The sequence below is a fragment of the Methylocystis sp. NC52PC genome (assembly GCF_055698645.1).
The window spans coordinates 2,493,437-2,511,972 of sequence record NZ_CP170127.1; the positions used below are offsets into that span (position 1 = coordinate 2,493,437).

General features: G+C 66.3%; 14 protein-coding genes. 9 read left to right on the forward strand and 5 right to left on the reverse strand.

Annotated elements, in window-relative coordinates; all coding sequences use genetic code 11:
• Window positions 1-4: 4 nt before the first annotated feature.
• The 3 genes from ACETII_RS14055 (at window position 5) to corA (ending at window position 4,513) form a co-directional block, all read left to right on the forward strand.
• The gene (locus tag ACETII_RS14055) at window positions 5-2,818 is read left to right on the forward strand and encodes a [protein-PII] uridylyltransferase (protein WP_472785920.1); all 2,814 of its coding nucleotides are present in this window, start codon (window positions 5-7) and stop codon (window positions 2,816-2,818) included.
• A gap of 69 nt (window positions 2,819-2,887) precedes the next feature.
• On the forward strand, window positions 2,888-3,493 hold the full coding sequence (gene grpE, locus ACETII_RS14060) for a nucleotide exchange factor GrpE (RefSeq protein ID WP_363351324.1): 606 nt from the start codon (window positions 2,888-2,890) through the stop codon (window positions 3,491-3,493).
• 30 nt (window positions 3,494-3,523) lie between these two features.
• Window positions 3,524-4,513: a magnesium/cobalt transporter CorA gene (corA, locus tag ACETII_RS14065; RefSeq protein ID WP_363346820.1), complete on the forward strand. Its 990-nt coding sequence runs from the start codon at window positions 3,524-3,526 to the stop codon at window positions 4,511-4,513.
• A gap of 7 nt (window positions 4,514-4,520) precedes the next feature.
• On the opposite strand, the gene ACETII_RS14070 is transcribed toward corA, so the two are convergent.
• Complete coding sequence (locus tag ACETII_RS14070; protein ID WP_472785921.1) at window positions 4,521-5,489, reverse strand: hypothetical protein; 969 nt, start codon at window positions 5,487-5,489, stop codon at window positions 4,521-4,523.
• Window positions 5,490-5,553: 64 nt separating this feature from the next.
• Window positions 5,554-5,844 (reverse strand): hypothetical protein, encoded by a 291-nt coding sequence (locus ACETII_RS14075; protein WP_363346824.1) that lies wholly within the window; start codon window positions 5,842-5,844, stop codon window positions 5,554-5,556.
• 166 nt (window positions 5,845-6,010) lie between these two features.
• On the opposite strand from ACETII_RS14075, the gene ACETII_RS14080 reads away from it, so the two are divergent.
• The 4 genes from ACETII_RS14080 to ACETII_RS14095 all read left to right on the forward strand — a co-directional run bounded on the left by ACETII_RS14080 (window position 6,011) and on the right by ACETII_RS14095 (window position 9,883).
• Window positions 6,011-6,772 carry a hypothetical protein gene (locus ACETII_RS14080; protein WP_472785922.1) on the forward strand — a complete coding sequence of 254 codons (762 nt, stop codon included), beginning with the start codon at window positions 6,011-6,013 and terminating at the stop codon, window positions 6,770-6,772.
• A gap of 2 nt (window positions 6,773-6,774) precedes the next feature.
• Window positions 6,775-7,341 carry a nucleoside 2-deoxyribosyltransferase gene (locus ACETII_RS14085; protein WP_472785923.1) on the forward strand — a complete coding sequence of 189 codons (567 nt, stop codon included), beginning with the start codon at window positions 6,775-6,777 and terminating at the stop codon, window positions 7,339-7,341.
• A 143-nt stretch (window positions 7,342-7,484) separates the two neighbouring features.
• Window positions 7,485-8,993 (forward strand): Do family serine endopeptidase, encoded by a 1,509-nt coding sequence (locus ACETII_RS14090; RefSeq protein WP_472785924.1) that lies wholly within the window; start codon window positions 7,485-7,487, stop codon window positions 8,991-8,993.
• A 206-nt stretch (window positions 8,994-9,199) separates the two neighbouring features.
• Window positions 9,200-9,883, forward strand: a complete 684-nt coding sequence (locus ACETII_RS14095) for a response regulator transcription factor (protein ID WP_472785925.1) — start codon at window positions 9,200-9,202, stop codon at window positions 9,881-9,883.
• 34 nt (window positions 9,884-9,917) lie between these two features.
• Here ACETII_RS14095 and ACETII_RS14100 read toward each other — a convergent pair whose 3' ends face one another.
• Window positions 9,918-10,424, reverse strand: a complete 507-nt coding sequence (locus ACETII_RS14100; protein WP_363346832.1) for a hypothetical protein — start codon at window positions 10,422-10,424, stop codon at window positions 9,918-9,920.
• Between the two features lie 164 nt (window positions 10,425-10,588).
• Here ACETII_RS14100 and ACETII_RS14105 point away from each other — a divergent pair, with 164 nt between their 5' ends.
• Complete coding sequence (locus ACETII_RS14105) at window positions 10,589-12,001, forward strand: sensor histidine kinase (protein WP_363346834.1); 1,413 nt, start codon at window positions 10,589-10,591, stop codon at window positions 11,999-12,001.
• Here ACETII_RS14105 and ACETII_RS14110 read toward each other — a convergent pair.
• Both ACETII_RS14110 and pepN read right to left on the reverse strand, forming a co-directional pair.
• Window positions 11,899-14,337 carry a PAS domain-containing sensor histidine kinase gene (locus tag ACETII_RS14110; protein WP_472785926.1) on the reverse strand — a complete coding sequence of 813 codons (2,439 nt, stop codon included), beginning with the start codon at window positions 14,335-14,337 and terminating at the stop codon, window positions 11,899-11,901. The two genes, ACETII_RS14105 and ACETII_RS14110, sit on opposite strands and share 103 nt — an antisense overlap.
• Window positions 14,338-14,472: 135 nt before the next feature.
• Complete coding sequence (pepN, locus tag ACETII_RS14115) at window positions 14,473-17,124, reverse strand: aminopeptidase N (RefSeq protein ID WP_472785927.1); 2,652 nt, start codon at window positions 17,122-17,124, stop codon at window positions 14,473-14,475.
• Between the two features lie 260 nt (window positions 17,125-17,384).
• Here pepN and ACETII_RS14120 point away from each other — a divergent pair, with 260 nt between their 5' ends.
• The gene (locus ACETII_RS14120; protein ID WP_472785928.1) at window positions 17,385-18,527 is read left to right on the forward strand and encodes an efflux RND transporter periplasmic adaptor subunit; all 1,143 of its coding nucleotides are present in this window, start codon (window positions 17,385-17,387) and stop codon (window positions 18,525-18,527) included.
• Window positions 18,528-18,536: the final 9 nt, after the last annotated feature.

Consider the following 18,536-nt stretch of genomic DNA (forward strand, 5'->3'; position numbering starts at 1 on the left):
AGAAATGAACGAAGCCGTCTGCGCGCCTCTTTTTGACGGACTCGACGCCGCCAACGGCTTTCGTGGGCTGCGGACGGCGCTGGCCGCGCCGATTGCCGAACTGTGCAAGGCGGAGAAGGGCCATTCGCGCCGCACAGCGGTTGTCGATCTCTTTCGCTCCGCGCTCGCCGAGGGCCGCGAACGCGCCCGCGCGCATCTCGAAGCGCGCGGCTCCGGGCTCGCCTGCGGACGGCAGCTTTCCGACCTTCAGGACGAGCTCATCGGCGCGATCTATGATTACGTCGTCAGTTACGTCTATCCTGCCGACAACCCCACTTTTGCGGAGCGCCTGACCATCGTCGCCGTCGGCGGCTATGGGCGCGGCATGCTGGCGCCAGGGTCGGACATCGATCTTTTGTTCCTGCTTCCCTACAAGCAGACGCCCTGGGGCGAGAGCGTCGTCGAGGCGATCCTCTATATCCTCTGGGATCTGCGTCAGAAGGTCGGCCACGCGACGCGCTCGGTCGCCGAATGCATGAAGCAGTCGCGCGCCGACATGACGATCCGCACGACCCTGCTCGAATCGCGCTTCATCCTCGGCAGCAACGAGCTTTTCAATGAATTGCAGGACGCGTTCGACCGCGAGGTGGCGCGCTCCGACGCACGTGAATTCGTCGCCGCGAAACTCGCCGAACGCGACGCGCGCGTGCGCCGCGCCGGCGCCTCGCGCTATCTCGTCGAGCCCAATGTCAAGGAAGGCAAAGGAGGGCTGCGCGACCTCAACACGCTGTTCTGGATATCGAAATATGTCTATCGCGTGCGCGATCCCAAGGAGCTGGTGGCGGCGGGGCTTTTCACGTCCGCAGAGCTGAGCCTGTTCGAGCGCTGCGAGGAATTCCTGTGGCGGGTGCGCTGCCATCTGCATTTCGCGACCGGCCGCGCCGAGGAGCGCCTCTCCTTCGACGTGCAGCCGATGATGGCGAGTCGTCTCGGCTATCACGACCGCGCCGGCCTCTCGCGGGTCGAGCGCTTCATGAAACATTACTTCCTCGTCGCCAAGGACGTCGGCGATCTGACGGCGATTGTCTGCGCGGCGCTCGAGGAGCGGCAGGCCAAGCCGCGCGCGATCTTCGACCGCTTCCTGCAGCCCTTCCGGCGCCGGCGCGGCAAGGGTCCGCAGGGCGACTTCCTCATCGCGCATGACCGCATCAGCGTCGCCGACGCGAGCGTCTTTCATCGCGATCCTGTCAACATCATTCGTCTCTTCTGGCTCGCCGACCATCACGGCCTGCCGCTGCATCCCGACGCGCTGCGCGCGGTGACGCTGTCCTTGCGCGAGATCGACGCCGACCTTCGCGCCGACAGGGAGGCGAACCGCCTGTTCCTGGAAATCCTGCTGTCGCGGAATATGACCGAAATCATCCTGCGGCGGATGAACGAGACGGGCGTGCTCGGCCGCTTCATTCCGGACTTCGGCCGCATCGTCGCGATGATGCAGTTCAACATGTATCATCACTATACGGTGGACGAGCACCTGCTGCGGGCGGTCGGCGGGCTCTCCGATCTCGAGGCCGGACGCCTGCCGGAGCATCAGCGACTAGTGGCCGAGATCTTGCCGACGATCGTCAATCGCAAGGTTCTTTATCTCGGGCTCTTTCTCCACGACATCGCCAAGGGCCGCAAGGAGGATCATTCGCTCGCCGGCATGGAGGTGGCGCGCACGCTCTGCCCGCGTCTGGGGTTCACGCCGGGCGAGACGGAGACGGTCGCCTGGCTCGTCGAACATCACCTCACCATGTCGAGCTTCGCGCAGAGCCGCGACCTCTCGGACCGCGTCACGATCGAAAGCTTCGCCGCCCTCGTGCAGACGATCGAACGGCTCAAAATGCTGTTCGTCCTCACGGTCTGCGACATCAACGCCGTCGGACCCGGCGTGCTCGACGCCTGGAAATCCCAGCTTCTGCGCGTGCTCTATTGGGAGACCGAGGTGGTGCTCGGCGGTGGGCATTCCTCCGCGGACCGCAAGAGCCGGGTCACTGCGGCCATCGCAGAATTGCGGGCGGCGCTGCCGGATTGGCGCGATGAGGAATTCGACGCTTATGCGCGCCGGCATTATCCGGCCTATTGGCTGAAGGTCGACGTCGCCCGCAAGCTTCGCCACGCCCAGATGCTCGCCAAACTCACAGGCGCTGAAACCCCGCTCGCGACGGCCGTGGAGCTCGACCGCACCCGCGGCGCCGTCGAACTGACGGTCATCGCGCCCGACCATCGCCGCCTGCTCTCGATCATCGCCGGCGGCTGCGCGGCGAGCGGCGCCAATATCGTCGACGCGCATATTTTCACCACGGCCGACGGGCTCGCGCTCGACACCATCTTCTTCTCGCGCGCCTTCGATTTCGACGAGGACGAGATGCGTCGCGCCCGGCGCATCGCCGATTTCATCGCCAAGGCGCTCAGGGGCGAGGTCTTCGTCTCAGACGCGGTCAAGGCGCGGGCGAAGCAAAGCGCGGCGAACGCCGCCTTTTCGGTCCCGCCCGAGGTCGTGGTCGATAACAGCCTGTCGAATGTCTATACGGTCATCGAAGTCTCTGGCCTCGACCGCGAGGGGCTGCTCTTCGACCTGACGAACGCCATCTCGAAACTCAATCTGAATATCGCCTCCGCCCATATCGTCACCTTCGGCGAGCGGGCGGTCGACACCTTTTACGTCACCGATCTGACGGGGGCGAAAATCCTTTCGCAACAGCGCCATGCCGCCATCAAACGGCAACTGCTGGACGTCTTCGCGCCCCAGCCGGAAAAGCGTCAGGCGAAGGCGCCGAATGTCGCGGCGACTTGATTTTGTGTGCTCAAGCGCTGATATCGGGCCTTTCACTGAGCGTCCCTTGAACAAAAGACGGACATGAGCATGAGCGACCAGAGCAACGCCGACAACAACGCCCAAACCCCGCCGCCCGGCGCGGAAGGGGCGGCGCAAGCGTCCTCCCTGGCGCAACCCTCGGCGGAATCGAGCGTCAACGAGCCCGAACCCTTCACCGAACTGGAAAATCTCCACGCTGAAGTCGCCGCCCTGAAGGACCGGCTGCTGCGGACCATGGCCGAGGCGGAAAACACCCGCCGCCGCGCCGAGAAGGAGGTCGCCGACGCCCGCGTCTATGGCGTGGCCAATTTCGCCCGCGAGATGCTCCCCTTCGCCGACAATCTGCGCCGCGCCGCCGACAGTGTGTCGGCCGAGGCGCGCGCCAAACTCGACCCTGTCGCCGCGGCGCTGCTCGAGGGGCTGGAGGTCACCGAGCGCGATTTCATGTCGAGACTCGGCCGCTTCGGCGTGAAGCCGATCGAGGCGTTGGGCGCCAAATTCGACCCCAATCTCCATGAGGCGCTGTACGAGATTCCCGATGAGTCGAAGCCCGCCGGCACGGTGGCCCAGGTCGTCGAACAGGGCTACACGATCGGCGAGCGCGTGCTGCGCCCGGCCAAGGTCGGCGTGACCCGCGGCGGTCCGAAGGCCTGATCGGCCAGGATGGTCGACGTCGCGCCCCTCATGAGGCGAGCGGCCGAGTCCGGCGGGCTCGTCGCCGCCGTCGCCTATTGCAAGGGCGTCAAGGTCGCCGACATCGACGTCGAGGCCGCTGGCGACTGGGCGAAGCAGCCGGACCATGTGGTCTGGATCGGCCTCTATGAGCCGGACGTGGCGCTGCTCGAGCGGGTGCGACAACAATTCGCGCTGCATCCGCTCGCCGTCGAGGACGCCGCCAAGGCGCATCAATTTCCCAAGCTCGAGGAATTCGACGACAGCCTGTTCATCGTCGCGCGCACGGCGCAGATGGTCGACGGCCGCATCGTTTTCGGCGAGACCCATCTTTTCATCGGCGAGGGCTATGTGGTGAGCGTGCGCCACGGGCCTTCGCGCAGCTATTCGGAAGTGCGCGAGCGCTGCGAGGCGCGGGCTCATCGCCTGTCCGAGGGCGAAGATTTCATCGTCTACGCCATTCTCGATTTCATTGTCGACAATTACGCCCCGGTTCTCGACAGCATCAACGAACAAGTCGAGGAGATCGAGGATCATGTCTTGACGACGACGATGGGACCGGCGGAAATCGAGCAGCTTTATATGCTGCGGCGCGATCTCCTGCGCCTGCGCAACGCGGTCATGCCGCTCGCCGACGTCTGCCGCCGGCTGGAGCGCACCGACATCGTCTTCATCGATCCGGTCATGCGCCCGCATTTCCGCGACATTCGCGATCATCTGCGGCGGGCGGAGGAGCGCATCGACACGCTGCGCGAGACGCTCGCCTTCGCCTTCGAGGCGAGCCTGATGAACGCGCAAATGCAGCAGACGAATATTTCGCGCCGCCTCGCGGCCTGGGCCGCCATTCTCGCCGTGCCGACCGCGATCGCGGGCATTTACGGCATGAATTTCGAACACATGCCCGAACTGAAATGGGCGTATGGTTATTACGTGATACTCGCCTTTACTTTCTCGATTTGCGCTTTTCTCTACTGGCGCTTCCGCAGGGCCGGCTGGCTTTGAGCGGCGTCTAGTCGCGCTTGGCCTCGCCTTTTTCGTCGTGAGCGGCGGGCGCGAAGGCAAGGCCCTGCATTTTCACCTCCGCCCAGTTTTTCAAGTCTCTGGCGGTAAAGCTTTTCATAAAGGGATTCCCGGTGACGATTTTTTCGCGCGTGATTCCCGGCCTCGCGTCGACATTGGCGATCACCGACGCCGCATCGGCGCCCTCGGGCGCCGTCAGAATCGCCGCTGCGCCGGCAGGGCCGGCGAAATGCGCCAGATAGAGAGAGCCGGGCGTCACAGGCAGGCCGCGTCGCGCCAGCAGGGATGTGTTCTCCTCAGCGTATCGGCCCGCCATGAAGCGGGAAAGCTCGGGGTCTTTGCGCAAGTCCAGAATCTGCTTTTCGTTGAGAGAGGACGCAATGTCCGGGCGGTGTTTCTTGATGAGGCCGAGCCAGGTGGCTTCGACGAATTGCCCGACGCCCATCGCGGAAGAATAAGCGTTCTTGGCCACGGCCTCCCCATGCGACTCCACGCTGACGATTTGGTTGATCAGACCCTTCATCCAACCCGCTTCCTGCGGGGGCGTGATCGAGAAACGGATGTCCTTGAGTTGCGCCCGCAGCGCAAAGCCGATCGCCAGCACGGCGAGAAGGGCGAGCGGGGAAATCAGGGATCGGCGCGGGCGGCGTCTTTCCACCTTTGGCGCAGGAGCAAGAGCGTCGTCACGGGCCGGGGCGGCCAAATCCAGTTTGTTCGGAAGCGCCGGCGCCGGGAAGCGATGCTGCGGCTCGAGCGCCGCCAGGATTTTTTGAAGCGCGCTATCGTTGGGGCCGAGCGTAATTCGAATTTCGATCGTCTTCTTCGCATCGGCCTCTTCTGCCGTCGCTGGCGCGGCGTCTGCGATTTTCCGGGGCTCGTCGCTCGCCGTCGTATCGCGTTGCGGCTCGGCCGCTTCATGCGCCGAGGCGAGAAAAGCTAAGGCGGCGGCCTCGTCCATCACGCGCTCCCATCAGGCTTGTTGCGCCGCCGCCGTGGGCGGCTTCTTACAAAAAAAGCTGCAATCAATAGTAGCCGACGCAGACCCAATTTCCGTAGTCGTCCCAGCCCCATTGCGCGCATGGGGGCGGCGGCGGCGGCGGCGCGGTGGCGGCGCCGATCGCCGCGCCACTCGCCGCGCCGATGGCCGCGCCAGCCAGCGTGCCCGTCGTCGAACCATTGGAAAGCGCCGCGCCGATCCCCGCGCCGCCAAGGCCGCCGATCGCCCCGCCGCCGATCGCGCGTTCGGTTGGCGAGTAACATCCGGCGAGCGCACAGGCGAGCGCGGCGGCCGCCACGACAAGCATCCTCTTCATGATGCGAAACTTTCGACGCGCCCTCGCCCCGAATGGAGGCTAGGCGCGAGAAGATGAACGGATGGTAAAGGACTCTCCGCCGCGCGGCCGGTGAGGCGTTAGTCTAATTTTAGTGATATTGGACCGAGGCTTGCGTTCCTTGCTCACGCGTCGCGGGCCTTTACGCATGTTGACCGAACACGATCACGCCATCGTCCCGCTCGGCGCGGCGCCGGCCATGAGCGCAGCGGCGATTCCCGAAATCAGACTGAGCGCCGCCGACGCGCCGAAAGGCGGCGCGCGGGTGGAAGAGGCGACGGCGGGCGCCAGCAACGAGCCGCAATCGCATTTCGCCGCCAAGGCCGGCAGAGCCGGGCGCGCCCTCGCCGCTTATGCGCTCGCTGGGCTCATCGGTTGGCATCTCTATGATCTCGCAGCGCCGATCGACTGGCGCGACGTCTTGAGCTTCGGATCGTCGCAGAAAGCGGCCGAGCAGGCCGAGATGCTGCGCGTGACGCAGAAGATGGCGGCCGACATCGCCTCGCTGCAGGCCAGGCTCGACGCGATTGAGAAGGCGCATGGCGCCGAGGCCAAAAACGCTGCGTCGGTCGATGCGGCGAACCGGCGTCTCGACGACGTGAAAGCCCAGCTCGACGCCGAACTCGGCGCATTGGCTGGCCAGATCAAGGAGGTTCAGCGCGAGGCCGAGGCGAAACGTCAAGCGACCCGCGACGATAACGCCGAGGAAGCCCGCCCGGCTTCCGAGCCGGCCGATCGGCGCGCGGCCGGTCGCGGCGACAACGCACATAGGAGCCCCTATGTCGCGGCCCATGTCGAGGCCGGATGGAAGCATGGTCGCCGGCGTGGCGACGCCTTCGATCCCGCTCTGCATCCGACCGCCCCCGGCGCGCCCCGGCCCCTGGGCGCGCCGCTCTACCGGCAGAGGTGAATTTGCGCGCGCTCTATCTCGCCGGCCCCGAGGTCTTTCTCGCCGAGGCCGTCGCGATCGGACAGGAAAAGAAAAAACTCTGCGAAGCCCATGGGTTTCACGGCCTCTTTCCGCTGGATGCAGAGCTCTCCCTCGCACACGCGCCGTCGCGGTCGATCTTCGAGGCCAACGCCGCGATGATCCGTCGCTGCGACGCGATCATCGCCAATCTGACGCCCTTCCGCAGCCCCAGCGCCGACGTCGGCGCGGTGTTCGAAGTCGGCATGGCCTTCGCGCTGGAGAAGCCGATCTTTGCCTATACGAATGTCGCGGACGTCTATGCGGCGCGCGTCTGCGGGGCGCAGCGCGCAGCCGCGCCGCTCTTCGCCGACGACGGGCTGAGCGTCGAGGATTTCGGTCTCTTCGACAATCTCATGATTGCTGAAGCCATTCGCGCGCAGGGCCGCGACGTCATCTCGACCGATGCGCCTCGTGAACAGCGCTACACCAATCTGTCGGGCTTCGAGCTTTGTCTGCGCCAGGCTGAGGCCTTCTTCGCGCGCGGCGCCGCCGCGTTCCAAATGCGCTGAAGAACGCGCTCCTTACGAAAGTTTCATGCCGCGGCCATTGGACGGCAAGCGGGGCGCCTCCATTTTCCTGTTGCAGCGGCGACAGGAGCCGATGCGCTCCGGGCCCCCTGGAGCCTTCGCCGCCGGAATGGAGAGTTTTTGACATGCAGCATCCGATTATCGAGCGCAGCTCACGCATCCCGGCGCCGTCGCGCCGGCGCGCCTCGCGCTTCGCGCTGATGGGCGCCGCTGCGGCGCTCGCATTCGGCGCCGTCGTCGCGCCCGTCGGGGGAGCTTTCGCCGAAGCGCCGGCGACGCTGTCTTCGCCCGCCGGTCCGTCATCCTTTGCGGATGTCGTCGAGCGGGTGAAGGGCGCCGTCGTGGCGATCAAGGTCAAGGCCTATGAGGAGTCGCACAATCCCTTTGAAGGACAGGAACTGTCTCCCGACGACCCCATGTATCGCTTCTTCAAGCGCTTCGGCGGCGAGATGCCGCAAAAGCGCATGACGCAGTCTCAGGGCTCGGGCTTCATCATCAGCGCCGACGGCTATGTCGTAACCAACAATCACGTGGTCGAACATGCGAGCGAGGTCGAGGTCGCGCTGGAGGACGGCCGCTCCCTGTCGGCGAAAGTGATCGGCACGGACAAGCGCACGGACCTCGCCTTGCTCAAGGTGAACGACGGGGCGAAGCTTCCTTACGTCGAATGGACGGCGACTCCGCCGCGCGTCGGCGACTGGGTCATCGCCGTCGGCAATCCCTTCGGCCTCGGCGGCTCGGTGACGGCGGGCATCGTCTCGGCGCGCGGGCGCGACATCGGCGCCGGCCCCTATGACGACTTCCTGCAGATCGACGCGCCGGTGAACCGCGGCAACTCGGGCGGCCCGGCCTTCGACGAGCGCGGCGCCGTCGTCGGCGTGAACACGGCCATCTATTCGCCCTCGGGCGGCTCGATCGGCATCGGCTTCGCTATTCCGGCGGAAGTGGCGAAGGACGTCATTGCCGCCCTCAAGGACAAGGGCGTGGTGTCGCGCGGCTGGATCGGTGTGAAGATACAGCCGGTGACGCAAGACATTGCCGACAGTCTCGGACTGAAGTCGACCAAGGGCGCGCTGATCGCGCAGCCGCAAAAGGGCGCGCCGGCCGAGGCCGCGGGTCTCAAGTCGGGCGACGTGATCGTCGCAGTGAACGGCGAGAAGATCGACGGGCCGCGCGAGCTTGCCCGCCGCATCGCGGCGATGGGTCCGAACAAGACCGTCGACATCACCTATCTCCGCAATGGATCTGAGAAATCGGCAAAGCTGACGCTCGGCAAGCTACCGGAGGAACGGGAGGCCCGCGCGGATGAAGAGGATATGGGCGGACCCGGCGGCGGCGGCTCGCATGTCGCAAGCCTCGGCATCGAGGTGGCGCCCGCGTCTGAAATGCGCGGCGGCGGCGGCGAGGGTCTCTATGTGGTCGACATCGATCCGGGCGGCGCGGCCGCCCAGAAAGGACTGCGTCGGGGCGACGTCATCGTCGAGGCTGGCGGCCAGCCCGTGCATACCCGGTCCGATCTCTCGAGCGCCATCGACGGTGCGCGCAAGGAGGGCCGACGCTCGGTGCTGCTGCGCGTGAAATCCGCCGACGGGTCCAAATTCATCGCCGTGCCCGTGAAGCAGGGCGCCGGCTAGGCGAATGGGGGGCCTCGTCATCTGGAGATGAGGCGGTGAATTGGAAAAAGCTTCTTGCGCCGTGGACCAGCAAACTGCACCCGCCCGCAGACGGTCCCACGCAAAGGAGAGCGACGGAAGCCAGTCCCCTCCTGGCCCGTCGCGGGCAGGCCGGCGCCCCCGCGCCGGCCTGCCGTTTTTTCGGAAGGTCGGCTATTATGGGCGCGATGCGCATTCTGATTATCGAAGACGACCGGGAAGCAGCCGACTATCTCGTCAAGGCCTTCCGTGAACTGGGCCATGTCGCCGACCATGCGGCGGACGGGCTCGAGGGCTATGCGAACGCCCGCGAAGGCGATTACGATGTGATGATCGTCGACCGCATGTTGCCCAAGATGGACGGCCTGTCGCTCATCTCCAGCCTGCGCGAGCAGAAGGTCGAGACCCCCGTGCTCATCCTCTCCGCGCTGGGACAGGTCGACGACCGAGTAAAGGGCCTGCGCGCCGGCGGCGACGACTATTTGCCGAAACCTTACGCCTTCTCCGAGCTGCTCGCGCGCATCGAAGCGCTGGTGCGCCGCCGCATCGGCCCGCGCGGCGAGGAGACGCATTACCGGGTCGGCGATCTAGAGCTCGATCGGCTTTCGCACAAGGTGACGGTCGGCGGGCAGGAGGTCATCCTGCAGCCGCGCGAGTTCCGGCTCCTGGAATATCTCATGAAGCACGCGGGGCAGGTCGTGACGCGGACCATGCTGCTCGAGAATGTCTGGGATTATCACTTCGATCCGCAGACCAACGTCATCGACGTGCACATCTCGCGGCTTCGCGCCAAGATCGACAAGGGGCGCGAGACTCCGCTGCTGCATACGATCCGCGGCGCGGGCTACATGATCCGCGACGGCATGCGTTAGCCGCACGCCGTCGCGGGATTTAAGGCCTGGCGACTTACCACCAGCCGCCGCCCCAGCCGCCGCCCCAGCCCCAGCCGCCCCAACCCGGACCCCAGCCCCAGCCCCAGCGCGGGGCTGTCGCCGCCGCGATGCCGGCGCCCATCAGGCCCAGCGCGGCGCTCGCGAAGATGGCTCCGGCAGGGTCATATCGATAGCCGTAGTACGGCCGGTAATAGCTCCGATAGTAGGGCCGATAGTAGCCCCACGGGCGGTAATAGGGGCGGTAATAGGGGCGATAGAAGCCCCAGTGGCGGTAGTAGGGACGATACCCCCAATGGCGGTAATACGGGCGATACCCCCAATGGCGGTAATACGGGCGATAGCCCCAGTGCCGGTAGCCCCGATACGCGCGATAGTGGACATCCTCGATCGGCGCTTTCAGGCCGATTGTCTCCGGCGAGGCGACGCTCATCGGCCCCGCTAGCGCCTCGGGTGGTAGGGCGCTTAGCGCGGTCGTTGCGCAGAGAAGCCCCAGTAGAGCGGATTTCAGCTTCTTTTTCATGGCTATAGAACCTTGACTGAGCCCCTCTCGGCGAATCAACGTCGGCCTGCGCGCGGAGTTCCCGCCGCTCGGCGCTCACGCGCAATGTAGGGACAAATCACCAAGGAACGCCCATATCTTGACCGAAAGGCCCGAGGGGCCGGCGATGAGACAGGACAGCGCCCGTGTTTACCGGAAAAGTCGGCAAGCTCTTTCGAACGACCGCCTTCAAATTGTCGCTTGCCTATCTCGTCCTCTTCTCCATCGGCGCCGGCCTGGTGCTGACCCGCGTCGGCGCGCGGGTGAAGGAAGTGCTCGACGAACAGATCGAACAGACGGTCGACGCGGAGATCCGCGCGCTTTCCGAACAATATTCACAAGGCGGACTGCATCAGCTCACGAGCGCGCTGGAGCGCCGCGTGCGCGCGCCGGGCGGCTCGCTCTATCTGCTGACCACCCATTCCGGCGAAGTCATCGTCGGGAACATCGAGCCGCCGACGTCGGGTCCGGTCGGGGGCTCCAAGCTCGTGGAAACGCCCTATCAGCGGCGCGGCGAGCCCGGCCAAACCCATCCGGCGCTCATGCGCCTGTTCCTCATTCCCGGCGGTTTCCGGCTGCTCATCGGCCACGACATCGAGGACCATGAGGTGCTGCGCGATATCTTGCGCCGCGCGCTGGGGGTGTCGTTGTTCTGGCTCGCCCTCGTCGGCGCGCTGGGCGGGCTCTTCGTCGCGCAGCGCATGCTGGACCGCGTCGACGTCATGTCGGCGTCGGCGCGCCGCATCATGGCGGGCGATCTGCACGAGCGGCTGGCGGTCTCCGGGGCGGGCGACGAACTCGACCGTCTCGCTGAAAATTTCAACGCGATGCTGGAACGCATCTCGGAGCTGATGACCGGGCTGCGGGAAGTCTCGGACAACATCGCCCATGACCTGAAGACGCCGCTGACCCGCCTGCGCAACCGCGCCGAAGCGGCCTTGCGCGGCGCCTCGGGAAATGGGGAGCACCGCGAGGCGCTCACGACCGTGATCGAAGAGTCGGACAGTCTGATCCGCGTCTTCAACGCGCTGCTGATGATCGCGCGCGCCGAGGCGGGCTATTGTAGCGACAACCCTACGGCCTTCGACGCCGATGCGGTCGTGGGCGACATCGTCGAAATGTACGAACCCGTCGCCGAAGAGCAGGGCGTGCGGCTCGATGTGAAAACCGAGCCCGGCCTCGCCGTGACGGGCAGCCGCGAGCTGCTCGGCCAGGCGGTGGTCAATCTCGTCGACAATGCGCTCAAATACGGCGCATCGAGCGAAGACGCCCGCGTCGACGTCACGGCGCGGCGCGTCGCCGATCGGATTGAAATCACCGTCGCCGATCATGGTCCCGGAATTTCCCCGCAAGATCGCGAGCGGGTCGTCGGGCGTTTCGTGCGGCTCGAGAATTCGCGGTCCCGGCCGGGTTCAGGCCTTGGCCTGTCGATGGCTTCGGCGGTGGCGCGTCTGCATCACGGCGCGCTGCGAATCGAGGACAATGCGCCGGGCCTGCGCGTCGTGCTGTCGCTGCCGGCGACCCGCGCGGCGGCGACCGTCTCGCGCGAACGCGCATAGGCCGGGCCTTTCGCGACGGAAGAAGCCGCCTCAGCGGGCCGCGTCACCAGCGGCGTGACGTTGTGGCCCGCGCAATGCGCGCAGGCGAGGCGCATCATCGCAACCGTGCCGAGGCCAACGCGTGAGCGGATGCGCAGCGCGCCGCCATGCAGATCGATCAGCGCGCGCGCGATGGCGAGGCCGAGGCCCGAGCCTTTCATGCCGTTTTCCATGACGCCGGCGCTCTGCTCGAACGGACGTCCGAGCTTCGGCAGGACGTGCGGATCGATGCCCCGTCCGGTGTCCTCGACGAAGAAAGCGATGGACTCGCCATGATGGCGCGCGCGCAGCCGCACGAAGCCGCCGGCGTCTGTGAATTTGACGCTGTTGGAGAGCAAGACGCTGAGCGCCTTGACGATCGCCGCCTCGTCGCCCACGCAGCGCAGCTTCGCGTCCGCCTCGAGGATCAGCGTTATTTTCTTCTCTTCCGCGCGCGGTCGCCAGGCGTCGATCGCGCGGCGCGCGGCGTCGGCGACGTCGACCTCGCGCTCGGCGAGGCGCACAAGGCCGGCTTCCAGCCGCGACATGTCGAGAATGTCGGAGAGCACTTCGTTGAGATAGGCCCCGCCCTGCCGGACATTGTTGCAATATTCGATATATTTCGGCGAGCCGAGCGCGCCGAAGGGCTCGGCCAGCATCATTTCCGAAAAGCCGATGATGGCGTTGAGCGGCGTGCGCAGCTCATGGCTCATGTTCGCGAGAAATTCGGACTTGGCGAGATAGGCGGCTTCCGCTTCCGCCTTCTGGTGATGATATTGCTCGGCGAGCGTCGCGAGTTGCTGAGCCTGCATCTCCAAAGTCTGGCGCGAGCGGGTGAGATCGGTCACGCTCGCCGTCAGCCGCCGCTCCGACTCGATGAGCTTTTCCTGATTGCGCTTGAGCGCCGTGATGTCGGCGCCGACGGACACATAGCCGCCGTCCTTGGTGCGCCGCTCATTGACCTGCAGCCAGCGGCCGTCGGCCAGTCGCGCCTCGTAAGTGCGCGCATCCTGCCGGGGCCGTTCGGCAGGCGAGGTCTCCGTCTGAACCGTCGGCGCCGTCGCGCGCATCATGATCTGCGCGTAGCTTTCGCCCGCGAGCGCGACGTCTTGGGACAATCCGTGGAGATCGAGGAATTTGGAATTGCAGACGACGAGCCGGTTTTGCGCGTCCCACAGGACGAAGGCTTCCGAAATGGCGTCGATCGCGTCGCGAAGCCGCATATTCGCCGCCACCGTTTGTTGGGCAAGCGCCTTTTGTTCCGAAACGTCGACGGCGATGCCGACGAGATGACGGCCGTCGAGGTCCTGCATGATTTCGGCGCGGGCGCGCAGCCAGATCCAGCGGCCATCGGCGTGACGCGCGCGGAACTCGTGATCGACGCTACGGCTGCGCGCGGACGACACCATGTCGGCGATAACGGAGAGATCGCCGTCTTCGGGATGCACCAGCCCGTTGAGCTCCCCGAAGGAGAGGCAGCGGCGCTCCGCGGGCAGGCCGAGCAATTCATACATGGAGTCGGACCAATAGATGCGCCCGCGCGCAATGTCCCAATCCCACAGGCCGCAGCGGCCGCGCGACAGCGCCGCGTCCAGCCGGCGGCGAATGACGCTGTTTACCTGTTCGGCGGCTTGCCGCCGGCGCGACTGCCGGACATAGGCGTAGACGATGGCGAGCAGCATCAGCGTGGTGAAGGCGAAGACGATGGCGTAATGCGCGGCGGCGGCGCGCCACTCGCCGAGCACATTGTCGAGCGGATAGATCATCGCCACCTGACCATAGGGCGCGGGCAGTTTTTGCACCGTGGCGAGCGCGTAGGTTCCGTCGGCGAGCGTAACGCGCATCACGCCGGCCTTGTCGGCGAATTCGGTGAGCACCTGCTCGGCTCCGAGCACGTCCGTGAGTGTGACGCTCTTCGAGTCGAGCGGCGGAAAGGCCGCCGCCACATGGCCATGGTCGTCGGTGATGACGATGCGCCGCCCGCGCGCCGTGGCGCGGCCGGGCAGGATTTTGTCCAACGGCTCGCCGAGATGTTTGCGCGCGTCGGCTTCGATCTTGTCGCGCAGATCGTGCCACACCGCGCGCGCAAAGAGCTCGAAATCGGCGGTCGCCTCCTCGACGACGCGATCCTGCATGGCGTTCGTCAGCGCGAAAGCGAAGGTGGCGAGTGAGACGAGGCAGACGGCGGATACGATGAACGCGGCCCGTTTGAGCCACAGACTCTCTTTCGAATCCTTGTCGCCCGGACCGTCGAAACGATAGGCGCCCCAAACCGTTTCCGCGTGACTCATCGCCCGAGCTGCGGGGTCGCGCGCCATCCATTGTCTCCGATATCTGGCGATCCTGGGAATGGGCAGGGACGCGCCCGAATCACCTTCATTCGAATCTTTCAGGCGCGAATTGTCCAGACCTTAATTGTCGGTTAACGGGGGTTGAAAAATGCGGCGCGGGCCTCAGGCCAGCGCCCGCGTCGCAATGTCCCGCGTGTCCGCCGAGAGGCCCTCCTGCGCCGCAATATGCCGCAGCCGCGCCTCGATCAGCGCCCGCCGGCGCGGCTCCAGCGTCCGCCAGGCCCGCAACGACGACAACAGCCGCGCCGCAAGCTGCGGGTTCTTCGGGTCGAGCTCGAGGACGACGCGGGTCAAGAGGTCGTAGCCCGATGCGTCGAGCGCATGGAAACGCGTGAGATTGCCGTTGGCGAAGGCGCCAATGAGCGCGCGCACGCGGTTGGGGTTGGTCATGGCGAAGTCGGGATGCGACATGAGCCGGATGACCCGCTCGGTGGTCGAGGGCTCGGGGATCGTCGCCTGAAGCGCAAACCATTTGTCGAGGACGAGGTGGTCGCCGGCGAACTGGCGAAAGAAGGCGTCGAAGGCGTCCTCGCGCGCGTCGCCGCCGAGCAGCGCGAGCGTCGACAATGCGGACAGGCGGTCTGTCATATTGCCTGCCGCGGCGAACTGACGCTGCGCCAGCGCGCCGCCCTTTTGCGGATCGCCCGCGGCGATCAGGTCGAGCGCGACGCCCCTCAGCGCCCGGCGTCCGGCCCCTTCGGCGTCCGGCCGATAGGGCCCGCTTTCAAAAAAGCGCCCATAAGCGGCTTCGGCGTCGGGAAGGAGGGCGCGGCCGATTTCGGCGCGCAAACCCATGCGCGCGGAAAACAGCGCGTCGGGGTCCACGTCCTTGCCGGATTCGCGGGCGAGATCGATTTCGGAAGGCAGCGACAGCGCTTGCGCGGCGAAAGCCGGATCCGCGTCGGCGCCGGCGAGCAGCGTGCGCAACGCCGCGACGTAGCCCTGCGCCTGCGGCGCGGGGGAGTCCGCGCGCGCGGCTTCGACGCGCGCAAAAATGGCGCGCAGCGCAAGGCTCTGCGCCGCCTGCCAGCGGTTGAAGGGATCGTCGTCGCAAGCGAGCAGCCGCTCGAGGTCGGCCCTTTCCGGCGCCGGCTCGAGGCGCACCGGCGCGGAAAAGCCGCGCAGGAGCGAGACCACCGGGCGCGAGGGGACGTTCTCGAACACGATCCGGCGGGCGCTCTCGGAAAGTTCGAAGAGGCCGCGCGCCAATTCGTCGGCGCGCGCGTCAGGGCTTGCGAGATCGAGCTTTTCGCCGTTTTCGCCGAAGAGGGCGAGGGCGACCGGGATGACGACGGGCTTCTTCTCGGGCTGGCCGGGCGTCGGTTTCGTCGCCTGCCGCAGGGTCAGCGCAAAACTCTTGGCGTCGGGGTCATAGGCGCCTTCGATGGATACGATCGGCGTTCCCGCCTGACTGTACCAGAGCGCGAAATGCGAGAGGTCCCGCCCGGTCGCATCGGCGAAACAGGAGAGAAAATCCTCGACCGTCGCCGCCGCGCCGTCGAAGCGCTCGAAATAGAGGTCCATGCCGCGGCGGAAATCTTCGTCGCCGATCAGCGTGCGGAGCATGCGCACGATCTCCGCGCCCTTCTCATAGACGGTCGGCGTGTAGAAGTTGTTGATTTCGTGATAGATATCCGGGCGCACGGGATGGGCGAGCGGACCCGCGTCCTCGGGGAATTGAGCCAGTCGCAGGCCGCGCACGTCGCTGATGCGCTCCACCGCGCGCGAGCGCATGTCGGCCGAAAATTCCTGATCGCGAAAGACCGTCAGACCCTCTTTGAGGCACAGCTGGAACCAGTCGCGGCAGGTGATGCGATTACCGGTCCAGTTGTGGAAATATTCATGCGCAATCACCCCCTCGACGCCCGCGTAATCGGCGTCCGTCGCCGTCTGCGGCGAGGCGAGCACATATTTGTCGTTGAAGATGTTGAGGCCCTTGTTCTCCATCGCGCCCATGTTGAAATCGGAGACGGCGACGATGTTGAACACGTCGAGATCATATTCGCGGCCGAAATTCTCCTCGTCCCAGCGCATGGAGCGTTTCAGCGCGTCCATGGCGTAGGCGGCGCGTTCTTCCTTCCCGTGTTCGACGTAGATCGCGAGCGCGATCTCGCGCCCCGACATGGTCGTGAAATTGCCGCGCAGCACGCCCAGATCGCCGCCGACGAGGGCAAAGAGATAGGACGGCTTGGGGAAGGGATCATGCCAGATGGCGTAGTGGCGGCCCGTGCCGGGAAGATCTCCCGATTCGCCGGGGTTGCCATTGGCGAGCAGAACCGGGGCCTCGCTTTTTTCCGCCTCGATCCGCGTCGTGTAGACGCTGAGCACGTCGGGCCGGTCGAGGAAATAGGTGATTCGGCGAAACCCCTCCGCCTCGCACTGGGTGCAATAGGCCGAGCCCGAGCGGTAAAGGCCCGAGAGCTGCGTATTGGCGGCGGGATCGACGCGCGTTTCGATTTCCAGCGTGAAGGCCGCGTCGGGAACCTCCGTCAGCGTCAGCGCGTCGGGGGTCGCCGTATACTCCTGCGGGCCAAGGGCGCGGCCATCGAGCCTGACGCCGATCAGCGTCAGCTCGTCGCCGTCGAGCGCGAGCGGCGCGCCGGGAACGCCCCGCGGGTTGCGGCGGATCGAAAGCTTCGAGACCACTCTCGTCGCGCTCCGGTCGAGCGAGACATCGAGCGCGACGGCGTCGATGAGAAAATCGGGGGCGCGGTAATCGACGAGGCGGACGGCGACATTGGCGGGGTGGCGCATGAAATCCTCGGGGACGAATCGTTGCTGTGGGCAAATATAGGGAGGCGCGAGGGATTTGCGACCGGCCGCGCTCTCGCCGAGGCGGGGCGGGGAGATTTTTCGTTGGAAAGGCGTATTAATTGTCCGTTGGGGCTTGAGCCCACCCGCAGGGGCGGCCAAAATCAAGAGACTGGACGCCGACGGGCGTCGTCGCGGCTCTTCGCGGGCGCTGTCACCCTGGACTGCCGCCACCCGCGCTCCCTGGAGACATGCCTCCCCTCATGCGGCGAATGATTTTTCTCAGCCTTGTCCTCGCCTCGAGCGTCGCTGCGCGGGCCCTTGGCGCTGCGCCCGGCGCGCCCGCGCCCAATCCGCTGCCCGTTCCGCCGGAGATCGTTGCGCCGCTGACGGAGGCGCAGGTTCGCGCGGCCGGCATCGAGACGCAGCCGGTCGAGCCGGAGGCGGGCGTCGGCGAGATCGTCGTGCCGGGCGTCGTCACGGTCCCGCCACAGCAGTTGCGCATCGTGGCGGCCCCGGCGGCGGGGCTCGTCGAGACTTTGCTCGTGGCGCCCGACGAGGATGTAAAGGAGGGCGACCCCATCGCGACGCTGAAATCCTCGGACCTGGTCGAATCGCAGCGGGCTTTTCTGCACGCGCTGTCGGAGGCCAACCTCGCGTCCGAGAAGCTCAGGCGCGACGAGCAGCTCTTCAAGGAGAAGATCATCGCCGAGCGCCGGCTGATCGTGACCCGGGCCGAGGCGGCGCAGGCCCGCGCCGCCCTCGACGAGCGCGCCCAGATCCTCGCCCTCGCCGGCATGACGGACGGCGAGATCTCGGGACTGCGAAAGGAGCGCAAGCTCGCAAGCTCGCTGCTGGTTCGCGCGCCGATCGGCGGGACGATTCTCCAGCGGCACGGCACGACCGGCGAGCGCGTGCAGGCTTCGGCGCCGCTCGTGACCATCGCGCGGCTCGACCCGATCTGGGTCAATCTCCAGGTGCCGCTCAGCCGCGCGGTCGCGCTAGACAGCGTCGAAAAAGTGCATTTGCCCTCGGCGGGGCTCGAGGGCCGGCTCATCCGCGTCGGCCATACGGTCGACTCGGCGACCCAGTCGGTGACGGCTGTCGCGGAATTCCGGCCGGGACGCAGCCCGTTGCGGCCGGGCCAGGCGGTTCAGGCGATTCTGCGGGTCAGGGGCGGGGGCGCTTCGCAATGGCGCGTGCCGGCCGACGCAGTCGTCAGCCATCGCAACTACAACTGGGTTTTCCTGCGCGTTCCCGAGGGCTTCCGCGCCGTTCCGGTGACTCTGGTCTCGGAGACGCCGCAATACGCCTCGGTGCAGGGGGCGCTCAAGGCCGGCGAGAAGGTGGCGACGCGCGGCCTGCTGACGCTTCTCGCCGAACTCGCCGAGATCGAGAGCAAGTGATCCTCCGTC